The organism is Flagellimonas meishanensis (assembly GCF_019880545.1).
Classification (GTDB): domain Bacteria; phylum Bacteroidota; class Bacteroidia; order Flavobacteriales; family Flavobacteriaceae; genus Flagellimonas; species Flagellimonas meishanensis.
This window is the reverse complement of sequence record NZ_JAINVW010000001.1, coordinates 1,201,089-1,213,130: the sequence shown is the minus strand read 5'-3', so window position 1 is coordinate 1,213,130 and position 12,042 is coordinate 1,201,089. Positions and strand designations below refer to the sequence as shown.

The window sequence follows — 12,042 nt, the reverse complement described above, 5'->3', positions numbered from 1 at the left end:
ACTAGTTACAAATTTTTCAGCGCCAATTTTATAATGTCCTCCACGCTTAACGATGGGTCTTGTGACAACACCTTGTCCACTATCCTTTCGGATTGTCTTCTGGCGAAGCCAAGAACCTCTAAAGCAGATAACGCTTCTTCTTTATTTGTATTGTTTGATCTAGACGAAACTTCGCCCATATCCTGGACATTCAAAATCTTGTCCTTGAGGTCCAAGATTACACGCTGGGCAGTCTTTGTGCCTATACCCTTGACGGACTGTATGGAAAGCACGTCGCCATTGGCAATGGCATTCTTGACATCCATTGGGGAAAGGGAGGACAACATGGTCCTGGCAGTGCTTGAACCCACCCCTGAAACGGAGAGCAACAATCGGAAAATCTCACGCTCCGATCTTTCCGCAAAACCGAATAAGGTATGCGAATCTTCCTTGATAAGCAAATGGGTGTACAATTGGATATTCTCCTGGTCCTTCAACAAGGAAAAGGTGTGCAGTGAAATGTTCAAAAAGTATCCCACACCATTGCATTCCACTATCACATGGGTTGGGTTCTTTTCGACCAGTTTTCCTCTAAGATGGGTAATCATTTGGTATTGTTTTGGTTAGACTGGACGCAGCACGCTATTCGCCCATTCGTGCTTTCCGGCGCTTTTCCCGTTCCTGGGCATCGATAACGGCCACAGCGGCCATATTCACCATTTCATCCACACTGGCACCCAATTGCAATATATGGACCGACCTTGGCAAACCTACCATAATCGGGCCGATGGAATCCGCTTTATTCAATCCCTTCAACAGTTTATAGGTTATGTTGGCCGATTCCAAATTTGGAAAAATAAGCGTGTTGACTTTTTTGCCGGCCAGCTTGGAAAATGGAAAATTGTTATGGCAAAGTTCCTGGCTAAGGGCAAAGTCGGTCTGAATTTCACCATCGACAACCAAATCAGGGTTCCTTTCGTGAAGAATCCGAACCGCTTCCCTTACTTTTTGTGCATTGGGATGGTTCGATGACCCAAAATTGGCATAGGAAAGCAGGGCCATGACAGGGTCAAATCCGAAGGTACTGGCCACATTCGCCGTCATTTGTGCTATTTCTGCAAGTTCCTCGGCATTGGGGTCTATGTTGATGGATGTATCCGCCAAAAACAGAGGCCCCCTTTCAGTGATCATGATGTTGACCGTGGAAGCATTTTTCACATCCTTGGCTCGACCCAAAACCTCAAAAACGGGTCGCAACACCTTTGGATATGCTCTGGAATAACCCGAAATCATCCCATCTGCATCACCCTCCAAGAGCATCATGGCACCAAAATAATTGCGTTTGCCCATGCTCACCCGGGCACTATATTTGGTCTCCCCTTTACGTTTTCTGGTTTCCCAAAGTTTCAGGGCATATTTCGTCCTCATATTGCTGAACTCATCCGAACGTGGGTCTATGATCTGCACTTCGGCATCAAAATCGAGCTCTTCCTTGAGGTTTTCAATAGTCTCCTTATGACCCAACAAAATAGGCTCCGCAATTCCCTCATCATGAACTATCTGGGCTGCTTTCATCACATCCAAAAGCTCAGCTTCGGCAAAAACGATACGCTTTGGGTTTATTTTCGCCCTGTTGTGCAGCATTCTTACGACCTTATTATCGTTCCCCGACCGTTGATAAAGTTCCTCCTCATACTTTTCCCAATTCTCTATTGGTTCCTTGGCCACTCCACTTTCCATGGCCGCTTTGGCCACCGCAGGTGGAATTTTGGTGATCAATCGGGGGTCAAAGGGTTTGGGAATGATGTAATCCTTGCTAAAGGTCAACCTCGTGGTGTCGTAGGCAATGTTCACCTGTTCGGGAACGGGCTCCCGGGTGAGTTCCGCCAATGCTTTCACCGCAGCCATCTTCATTTCCTCATTGATCTTGGTGGCCCTAACATCCAAAGCTCCCCTAAATATGAATGGGAAACCCAATACATTGTTCACCTGGTTGGGATGGTCCGAACGGCCCGTTGCCATGATGATATCTTTCCTTGTTTTAATGGCCAAGTTGTATTCTATCTCGGGATCTGGATTAGCCATGGCAAAAACGATGGGATCCTTGGCCATGGATTTTAGCATCTTTGGGGTCAGGATATTGGCAATGGAAAGACCAATAAAGACATCTGCGTCTTTCAAGGCCTCTTCCAGTGTATCTATTTTTCGGTCCGTGGCAAACTCAAGTTTTTCTTCTGACAGGCTTTCTCGATCACTTCGGATTACCCCTTTGCTGTCCAACATCACAATATTAGCCGCTTTTGCCCCAAAGGCTTTGTAGAGGCGCGTGCAGGAAACGGCAGCAGCTCCGGCACCACTTACCACAATTTTTACCTCTCCAATTTTTTTACGCGTCAGTTCCAGGGCATTCAAAAGCGCCGCTGAGGAGATAATGGCCGTTCCATGTTGGTCATCATGCATTACGGGTATGTCCAGTTCTTCCTTGAGGCGTCTTTCGATCTCAAAAGCTTCCGGAGCTTTGATATCCTCCAGATTGATTCCACCAAAGGTTGGGGAAATGATCTTTACGGTTTCTACGAATTTATCAACATCCGTGGTATCCAGTTCAACGTCAATACCATCGATATCGGCAAAAATCTTGAACAAAAGGCTCTTCCCCTCCATTACCGGTTTTGATGCCTCGGGACCAATGTCCCCCAGACCCAAAACAGCCGTTCCATTGGAAATCACGGCAACCACATTGCCCTTGGCCGTGTACTTGTAAACATCATCCTTATTTTTCTTGATTTCTAGACAGGGCTCCGCTACCCCAGGGGAATAGGCCAGTGCCAAATCCCGTTGTGTGGCATAGGGCTTTGTAGGTACCACCTTGATCTTCCCCGGTTGTGGTTTTGCGTGATAGAGTAACGCCTCGCGTCTATTTTTTTCCTTGCTCATATAGTGGATAGTGAGGCGCCAAAGTTAGGGGTTTCCCCATAATTGCCATGGTGTTTGAAAAACAATTTCCATGGCTCCTTCTTTTCCAGTATGCGCTGATGCTCTATAGGCTTGTTCGAATTTATGGAATATCCACATCCATTGCGGAATCCAACTTGTCCTTGGGCAAATTGAGTCGCATCGCCAAGATTCCAGCAATGATAAAGAACACCCCTCCAAACAATATGGCATTAATGGCGTCGTTGTTCAACAGGTTTTTAATGATCGGACCAAAACTCACGGTTTGTATGAGCATTGGGATCACTATCATCATGTTGACAATTCCCATGTAGACGCCCCGTCGCTCTTCAGGTATAACTTTGGAGACCATTGCATATGGTATGCCCATCATGGCGGCCCAACCAATACCAAACAATACCATCGGCGCCAACAGTAACCATTTATCAGCAATGAATGGCATGCTCAACATGGCAATACCCGTGAGGAATAGACAGACCACGTAGACCAACTTGGAGCCAATTCTGGCCGCCAAGGGCACCAAGGCCAAGGCAACTATCATGGTCACAAAATTGTATGTCCCGTTCATTAACCCAGCATGGCCCAATGCCTGTTCTGCCAGCGATTGCACCTGCTGCGCAAAGGACTGGTCCTGGGCACTGATCTCGGCCCCTTCCCTAAACGAGGCCATTATGGACTCAAATCTCTCGTTGTCCTCGTTGGAAATCCCGAACAAACTGGTACGGAGCATAGGCGGCATAAATTGCCAGTACACAAAAAGTGCGTACCACTGAAACAGGTATACTGCCGCCAATTTCCACAAGAAACCGGGCATTACCCCTATGGCCTCAGCGGCCTCCAACAACGGGTCCAAGGTGTCACCAAGTTTCTTGATACTCCGGTTGCTGGTGTTGTTTTTGATGATTCGGTAGAGCATAAAAAGCCAGACAAAGGCAAACACCAGTACTATAATTACCCAAAGATTGATATTATCCAATAACTGAGGGAACAGTTCCCCTACCAAATAGCCCAATAAAAGAGGTACAGAAAAAATGACCAGAAGTACGCTGAATATCTGGATGATGGGAGCCGGTGTACCAGCGTTATGCGCTTGGATTTCCTTGAGTTCCTCATCGGAAGGTGGGATTTCTGGTGTTTTCCAAACCGACCACATCACTGTTCCTATGGATGCCAAAGCTCCCAAAAAGAAGGAATAATACACCCACGTAGGTATGGATGAGACTGTTTCTGAAGTGGTATCGAACAGACCACCCCCTTCCACCGGGGTGCTGAACCAATGCTGGAACATAAAAAGCGATAGGTTGGCGAGTGTAATCCCTGCCCCGACAAACAGACTCTGCATTTGGTAACCAAAGGTCAACTGGCTGTCGGGAAGCTTATCCCCAACAAAGGCCCTATAAGGTTCCATCGCTGTATTGTTGCCCGCATCCAAAATCCAAAGGAGCCCAACGGCAAACCAAAGTTCTGGACTGAAGGGAAATGCGAAAAGACACAAACTTGCCAAAATGGCCCCAATCAAAAAGAAAGGTTTTCTTCTTCCACCCCATTTTGGAGACCATGTTTTATCCGATATGGCCCCGATGATGGGTTGAATCAACAATCCCGTGACCGGACCTGCTAGGTTTAACAACGGCAATTCGTCATGGTGTGCTCCCAAAAACGAAAAAATTGGACTAACCGCTGTCTGCTGGAGTCCAAAGCTGAATTGGATTCCAAAGAATCCAACGTTCATATTCCAAATTTGCCAAAAATTGAGTCTTGGTTTAGTGATTTTGCCCATCCCTCGAGTTTAGTTAGTTATTAGGAACCAATCCGGGCCGTGTTTTTGATTCTTTCAAAATTAGTGTTGGCTTTTTGCGAATATCACAGCAGGATTGCCAAACAATATAGCATTTTTAATCTTTTGGTTAAAAAAACTTAACATCTATTGCCCTTAAAATGATTGCGAAATCGTTGTAGTTGTTTTTAGGACTTCAAAAAGTTGATGTTGCGTTGCAGGCCGTGGAACTTGGTTCGCTTTACAGCCGATTTTTTGAACATCTTTTTAAAGATATCCTCCGTAATTTCTTCCCAGTCCTTTTTGGTCATGGACAACAAATCGGGATGGGGGTTAAAGAGCGGTTCTTGGTGCGGTTTTGAAAACCGGTTCCAAGGGCAGACATCCTGGCAGACATCGCAACCGAACATCCACTCATCAAATTTTCCATGAAAACCTGAGGGGATTTCGTTCTTCAATTCAATGGTAAAGTATGATATGCATTTGCTTCCATCCACCACATAGGGCGCTACAATCGCTTCAGTGGGACAGGCATCGATGCAGGCGGTGCATGTTCCACAATGGTCGGTCACTGGGGTATCATATTCCAAGTCAAGGTCAACAATAAGTTCAGCAATAAAATAGAATGATCCAACCTGCTGTGTCAGCAAATTGCTGTGCTTGCCCATCCAGCCCAGACCACTCCGTGCTGCCCAAGCCTTATCCAGAACCGGTGCCGAATCCACAAAAGCCCTTCCATGCACCTCTCCTATTTCCTCTTGGATGAAATGCAACAGGGATTTGAGTTTGTCCTTTATCACAAAGTGATAGTCGGTTCCGTATGCATATTTGGAGATTTTATAGGAATCTGGGGCCTGCTTGTCCGAGGGGTAATAGTTCAACAGTAATGAAATCACCGATTTGGCGCCATCCACCAGCTTGGTGGGATCCAAACGTTTGTCAAAATGGTTTTCCATATAGCCCATTTCACCATGCATGCCTTTGCTTAGCCATTTTTCCAATCGAGGGGCTTCCTCTTCAAGAAATTCTGCTTTGGATACCCCGCATGACAAAAAACCGAGGCGCTTGGCTTCGGTTTTGATAAGTTTGGTATGTTGTTTTCTCGGATTCAAACTAAAACAAGCCGCCTTGGGTTCCTCCCTTTAACCTTCCCAAGTGTTTGTATGCCAACTCGGTAACTTCCCTGCCACGTGGTGTCCGCATGATAAATCCCTGTTGAATCAAAAAGGGTTCGTACACCTCCTCAATGGTTTCCGCGCTTTCCGACACGGCTGTGGCCAAAGTGGTTATGCCCACCGGGCCTCCCTTGAATTTATCAATGATGGTGGTCAAGATTTTATTGTCCATCTCATCCAAACCATGGGTGTCCACATGGAGTGCCTTCAACCCAAATCGGGAGATTTCGAGATCGATGTTACCATTTCCCTTTATTTGTGCAAAATCCCGAACCCTGCGTAGCAATGCATTGCAGATTCGAGGTGTACCCCTGCTTCGCCCAGCGATTTCAATGGCGGCATCATTGGTGATTGGGACTTTTAAAATGTCCGCGCTTCGCTGCACAATGGTGGAGAGCAGTTCGGTGTCGTAGTATTGCAAACGACTGGATATTCCAAACCGGGCACGCATCGGGGCGGTAAGTAGGCCCGAACGTGTAGTGGCGCCTATCAAGGTGAACGGAGCCAAATTTATCTGTACGGACCTGGCATTCGGGCCGGTTTCGATCATGATGTCAATCTTATAGTCTTCCATCGCGGAATAGAGGTATTCCTCCACAATGGGGCTGAGACGATGGATCTCATCAATAAAAAGGACGTCCCGCTCCTGCAAATTGGTCAACAATCCAGCCAGATCACCGGGCTTGTCCAGCACGGGACCAGAGGTCACCTTGATGCCTACGCCCAATTCATTGGCCAAGATATGGGCCAGCGTGGTCTTCCCCAATCCCGGAGGGCCATGAAAAAGGGTATGGTCCAAAGCCTCCCCCCGGAGATTGGCGGCCTGCACAAATACCTTCAAATTTTCGAGCACCTGTTCCTGACCTGTGAAATCATCAAAGGTAACGGGACGAAGTGCCCTTTCTATATCCAGCTCCTCTTCGGAGAAATGTTCCCCTGTTGGGTCTAAGTTCTCATTCATCTTCAAACAAATATAGTTGAAAACAGCATGTGGACTATAAAATGATCCATGCATCTTACAAATCTTAGCCTTAACTTAGTTTGATTGAAAAAACGGCATTGCCTCAATCCAAAAGCATTATGATCACTACAGATTATTCCTTGGGCGTTTTACAATATATCCCTTTTTTCTATGTCATTTGGTCCGATGACCTGCTTTCCGCATCCGAGATTTCGGTGGTGAAGAAAACAATAGAATTGGACGCATCTTTGAGCACGCAGGAAAAGCAGCAACTATATTTATGGTTGGACAAAGGCAATCCACCAGAGGATGAGGAAATCAAGACCTGGAAACAGCTTGTTTCTGCTTCGCGGGTGAAGCTTATTGAGACCGACACCCATCCTCTTACATCATTCAGTCAACGTATGGGCAATGCCCACTGCGCCGGCTGCGAGTTCAATGATCACCTAAAGCATATCGAGATCAATTTGGGAATCCAGCCCAATCATTACAATCATCTTTTTGATGTGGAAGTGGTGCATGAAAGGACCTCCAGTTTGTACGACCCCCATAACTTGGATGAAATTTTAAAGGGTTCCCATGCCGACATTGTGGATTCGTTCCGTAAATTTTTGGATAATCCCCTTTTTTCATGGCATATCCAGCGTGACAAAGAAGTGTACAGAAATCGTGTCCTGAAACAGGTTTCGCTTTTGGGCGAAAAGGGTTATGGGGCCATGGCCTATCCAAAAGAATTCGGCGGTAAGAACGATATGCCTGGCTATGCCTCCATTTTTGAACATCTTATGTTTGTTGATGGTAGTTTGGCAGTGAAATTCGGTGTGCAATTTGGGTTGTTTGGAGGAAGTATTCAAAAACTAGGGACAGCAAAACATCATGATCTCTATCTAAAAGATACCGTTAAGGCCAACTTACTGGGCTGCTTTGCCATGACAGAAACAGGCCACGGTTCCAACGTTAGGGGAATAAAAACCACGGCCACCTATGATGCCCCATCAGACAGCATCTTCGTCCACACCCCAGGAAAAAACGATAACAAGGAGTATATCGGCAACGCTCTTCATTCCAAAATGGCCACGGTGTTCGCACAGTTGATCGTCAATGGAAAAAACGAGGGTGTACATGCCGTTTTGGTTCCTTTGCGAAATGAAAAGCACGAGGTTCTCGAAGGAATCACCGTTGAAGACAATGGATATAAATTGGGTCTTAATGGTGTTGACAACGGAAAAATTTGGTTCGATCAGGTAAGGGTGCCAAGGGCAAACCTTTTGGACAAGTACGGGGAAATCCGAAATGATGGTTCTTACTTTTCCAAAATTAAAAATCCCAACAAACGTTTTTTTACGATGTTGGGGACCTTGGTTGGTGGGCGTATCTGCGTGGCCCGTGGTGCCCTGGGAGGGGCCAAAATGGCCTTGACGATTGCGGTGAAGTATGCACTGGGCCGTCGTCAATTTAATGATAGCATAAAAATGCAGGAGGATTTGATCATGGACTATCCCACACATCAATTACGATTGACCCCTGCAGTGGCCGGTACTTACGTGTATCATTTTGCTTTGGAGGCAATGATGAACCAATACAGGGACCCGTCAGTTCCTGACAAAAGGAAGATTGAAACCCAAGTGGCCGGACTAAAATCAATCATTACCTGGTTTGCCAACAGCACCATACAAGAGTGCCGTGAAGCGTGTGGCGGAAAAGGGTACTTGCTGGAGAACAGATTGGCCGACCTCAGGACCGATGTGGACATATTCACCACCTTTGAGGGAGACAATACCGTGCTACTGCAACTGGCCGCCAAGGGAATCTTGTCCGACTTTAAAGCTGAATTCAACAGTGCCGGGTTTGCCTCGGTTCTGAAATTGTTGCAAAGCCAATTGTCGGATAAGTTGACTGTAATCAATCCTTTATATTCGAACAAGGTGGATGCGGAACACTTATACAATCCAAAATTTCATATGCACGCCTTTAATTATAGGACCCGTAGGCTGACCTATACATTGGCCATGCGCATCCGGAGTTATATAAAGAAAGGTGTTCCGTCCTATCAGGCTTTTTTAAAGGTACAGACGCATCTGTTGGCTCTGGGAAAAGCATATAGCGTGGAACTGGCCTATTTTGAATACCATAAGGTTTGCCAAAACGTTGAGGACACAAAATACAGAGGCCTTTTGGAAAAGTTGGGTGCACTTTATGCATTGGACCAAATTCATTTGGATGCCATATGGTTTTTGGAACAGGGCTACATAGGTGGAAACAAATCGAAGGCTATCAGACAGCGTGTGGAACGCTTGTGTTCCGAACTTCGCCCACATATTGAGGTATTGGTTGATGGATTCGGCATTCCAGAGCATTGCATTACCGCCCCCATTGCCCAATGATCATAGCTCTTTCTTGATGAGTTGGGCCGAATTGGTAAACTCGTTTATCGTGATGCTTGGATTGCCATAAAGATATATGCTGGCATTGTCCCTGGCGTTCAATTCGAGTTGTTGGTACACATTGATCCTGGCATCTGCTTCTTTCTCCACCATTGCTTTGAGGGTTCCGGTTTCCATGTTCTCCGCTTTGTATTTTGAATATCCCGTCAATTTTACCTGTAGTCGTTGGGATGTCCCTTCCAAAGTCAAGGAGCTTTGTCCTTCCAAATCTATCAAGCCTACTTCGCCGGAGGCATACACATAGGCCTGTGCCCGCTTATTGAGACTTATGTTCAACGAATCCGAATCAACATTGAAATCACCCCTGCTCACATCTTCCAAATTGATATCCAGAACCGCGGCACTCGCCTTGATGTCCAGCCTAGAAGTTCCAAAACCATCAACAAAAAGTTCATCGCTCTCCAACCTATCCATGGTCACGACGCTCCCTTCCTTTACTGTTATTGATTTTAACTCGGTGTAGTTGATGGTGATGTCCAGTTGTTTCTTGGCTGTCACATCGTAGTAGGAAGTGATTACCAAGGTACTGTCCTCTACCCTAAATTTCAATATATCTATCAAATTGTCATCTGCAATGATTTCATACCCCGGACCGAAGGATTTTTTAAGCATAATGTCCAGGTTGTCGTTGAGAAGAACGGCGTTGAAAGCTGGGAGTTCCTCGTTTACCTGTGCAACAATCCTACTCCCTTTTATTTTCGGTTTTCGTTGGGCGGTCAGCCCTATTGGGCCAACCAAAAAAAACAGTATCAAAATTTTTCTCATGGTGCTCTTGGCTTGGGGCATTTATGTTAAAGATATGTATTTCATCGTAAACAATATATCATTCAATAGGGACCAAAAAAAAGCCCATTCATGAAATGGGCTCTAATTTTTTTTCCGACTAAATGATCAATGATTCAATTCCTCCTCATTTTCTTGGAGCGGAATATGCTGCGGAACAAAATCCTGCCCAGGAATTATGTATTCGCCGTTCTCATAGGTCTTGCTATAGTCATATGGCCAACGATACACGTGCGGAATCTCCCCAGGCCAGTTGCCATGCATGTGCTCCTGCGGGGCGGTCCATTCCAAGGTGTTGGAACTCCATGGGTTTTGGGGACCTCTTTTTCCGTAGAATATGCTCACTACAAAATTGTAAACAAAAACCAATTGGGCCAAACCGGCTATAAGGGCAAATACGGTCATCAACACCTGAACATTGGTCAATTCATCGAACATTGGGAAAGCCGTGTTCTCGTAATAACGACGTGGCACTCCTGCCATGCCCACAAAGTGCATCGGGAAGAAAACCCCATAAGCACAAACTGCCGTAATCCAAAAGTGGATATACCCCAAATTCTTGTTCATCATTCTACCTTGGAACATTTTTGGGAACCAGTGGTATACTCCGGCAAAAAGTCCATACAAGGCGGAAATACCCATAACCAAGTGGAAGTGGGCCACTACAAAATAGGTGTCGTGAACGTTGATATCCAAAGTACTGTCTCCAAGGATAATCCCCGTTAAACCTCCTGTTATGAAGGTGGAAACCAAGCCAATGGAAAACAACATTGCAGGATTCAACTGCAGATTACCCTTCCATAAGGTAGTGATATAGTTGAAAGCTTTTACCGCGGATGGTATGGCAATCAATAAGGTTGTAAATGTAAATACCGAGCCCAAAAATGGGTTCATTCCGGAGATGAACATGTGGTGACCCCACACGATGGTGGACAAAAACGCTATGGCCAGAATGGATGCCACCATGGCCCTATATCCAAATATGGGCTTTCTGGCGTTGGTGGACATAACCTCTGAGGTGATTCCCAGAGCTGGCAACAATACGATGTAAACTTCAGGGTGTCCCAAGAACCAGAACAAGTGCTCGAACAATACGGGCGAACCTCCCTGATAGTGCAATACCTCTCCTTGGATGAAAATATCCGAAAGGAAAAACGATGTTCCAAAGCTTCGGTCCATGATCAGCAGCAATGCTGCGGATAACAAAACAGGGAATGAAATGACACCGATAATGGCGGTAACGAAAAATGCCCAAATGGTCAATGGCAATCTTGTCATTGACATACCCTTGGTCCTGAGGTTGATCACCGTTACGATATAGTTCAGGGAGCCCAAAAGTGATGATGCAATAAAAATGGCCATGGAAACCAACCAAAGTGTCATACCTGCACCTGAACCGGGTTGTGCCATCGGCAATGCGCTCAAGGGTGGATAGATGGTCCAGCCAGCCGCGGCAGGTCCTGCCTCAACAAACAAAGAAATCACCATGATCACCGAAGACAGGAAGAACATCCAATATGAAAGCATATTCAAAAAGCCCGATGCCATATCCCTGGCACCTATCTGCAATGGAATCAATAGGTTACTGAATGTTCCGCTCAATCCCGCTGTAAGGACAAAAAACACCATGATGGTTCCGTGCATGGTGATCAATGCCAAATACACATCGGCATCCATAACACCATCGGACGCCCATTTACCCAACAGGGCCTCAAAAATGGGGAAAGATTCCCCCGGCCATGCCAATTGCATCCGAAACAATAATGACATTGCTATCCCAATAAAGCCCATAATCAAAACTCCGGTAATAAGATATTGCTTGGCAATCATCTTATGGTCTTGACTGAAAATATATTTGGTTATAAAAGTCTCTTTATGGTGATGTCCATGATCATCGTGTGCATGATCGTCAACATGTTCATTGGCTACTACAGACATATTCCAAAGTATTTTTTAAGTTATTTCTTC

Annotated in this window: 8 protein-coding genes; 1 reads left to right on the top strand and 7 read right to left on the bottom strand. The window is 45.8% G+C overall.

Translation table 11 applies throughout. From position 1 onward, the window contains the following. Positions 1-5: 5 nt before the first annotated feature. The 5 genes from ruvA to ruvB form a co-directional block, all read right to left on the bottom strand. Positions 6-587: a Holliday junction branch migration protein RuvA gene (ruvA, locus tag K7G75_RS05465; RefSeq protein WP_222983204.1), complete on the bottom strand. Its 582-nt coding sequence runs from the start codon at positions 585-587 to the stop codon at positions 6-8. Between the two features lie 34 nt (positions 588-621). Continuing rightward, a complete protein-coding gene (locus K7G75_RS05460) occupies positions 622-2,916 on the bottom strand; it encodes an NADP-dependent malic enzyme (protein ID WP_222983203.1) in 2,295 nt (764 codons plus the stop codon). A 121-nt stretch (positions 2,917-3,037) separates the two neighbouring features. Then, a complete protein-coding gene (locus K7G75_RS14745) occupies positions 3,038-4,714 on the bottom strand; it encodes an MFS transporter (protein WP_417950225.1) in 1,677 nt (558 codons plus the stop codon). Between the two features lie 185 nt (positions 4,715-4,899). Further along, positions 4,900-5,823 carry a tRNA epoxyqueuosine(34) reductase QueG gene (gene queG / locus K7G75_RS05445; protein WP_222983202.1) on the bottom strand — a complete coding sequence of 308 codons (924 nt, stop codon included), beginning with the start codon at positions 5,821-5,823 and terminating at the stop codon, positions 4,900-4,902. A 1-nt stretch (position 5,824) separates the two neighbouring features. Next, positions 5,825-6,847, bottom strand: a complete 1,023-nt coding sequence (gene ruvB / locus K7G75_RS05440; protein WP_222983201.1) for a Holliday junction branch migration DNA helicase RuvB — start codon at positions 6,845-6,847, stop codon at positions 5,825-5,827. Positions 6,848-6,966: 119 nt separating this feature from the next. Between ruvB and K7G75_RS05435 the strand changes: the two genes are divergently transcribed. Next, on the top strand, positions 6,967-9,231 hold the full coding sequence (locus K7G75_RS05435; RefSeq protein ID WP_222983200.1) for an acyl-CoA dehydrogenase family protein: 2,265 nt from the start codon (positions 6,967-6,969) through the stop codon (positions 9,229-9,231). Here K7G75_RS05435 and K7G75_RS05430 read toward each other — a convergent pair whose 3' ends face one another. Further along, positions 9,232-10,056, bottom strand: coding sequence for a GIN domain-containing protein (locus tag K7G75_RS05430; protein ID WP_222983199.1), 825 nt, complete (start codon positions 10,054-10,056; stop codon positions 9,232-9,234). A gap of 126 nt (positions 10,057-10,182) precedes the next feature. Next, positions 10,183-12,012, bottom strand: a complete 1,830-nt coding sequence (locus K7G75_RS05425) for a cytochrome c oxidase subunit I (protein WP_222983198.1) — start codon at positions 12,010-12,012, stop codon at positions 10,183-10,185. Between the last annotated feature and the right edge of the window lie 30 nt (positions 12,013-12,042).

What these genes read in the sequence shown, in the direction of transcription:
- ruvA (WP_222983204.1), bottom strand. Translation starts at nt 587, where the DNA reads ATGATTACCCATCTTAGAGGAAAACTGGTCGAAAAGAACCCAACCCAT.
- K7G75_RS05460 (WP_222983203.1), bottom strand. Translation starts at nt 2,916, where the DNA reads ATGAGCAAGGAAAAAAATAGACGCGAGGCGTTACTCTATCACGCAAAA.
- K7G75_RS14745 (WP_417950225.1), bottom strand. Translation starts at nt 4,714, where the DNA reads ATGGGCAAAATCACTAAACCAAGACTCAATTTTTGGCAAATTTGGAAT.
- ruvB (WP_222983201.1), bottom strand. Translation starts at nt 6,847, where the DNA reads ATGAATGAGAACTTAGACCCAACAGGGGAACATTTCTCCGAAGAGGAG.
- K7G75_RS05435 (WP_222983200.1), top strand. Translation starts at nt 6,967, where the DNA reads ATGATCACTACAGATTATTCCTTGGGCGTTTTACAATATATCCCTTTT.
- K7G75_RS05430 (WP_222983199.1), bottom strand. Translation starts at nt 10,056, where the DNA reads ATGAGAAAAATTTTGATACTGTTTTTTTTGGTTGGCCCAATAGGGCTG.
- K7G75_RS05425 (WP_222983198.1), bottom strand. Translation starts at nt 12,012, where the DNA reads ATGTCTGTAGTAGCCAATGAACATGTTGACGATCATGCACACGATGAT.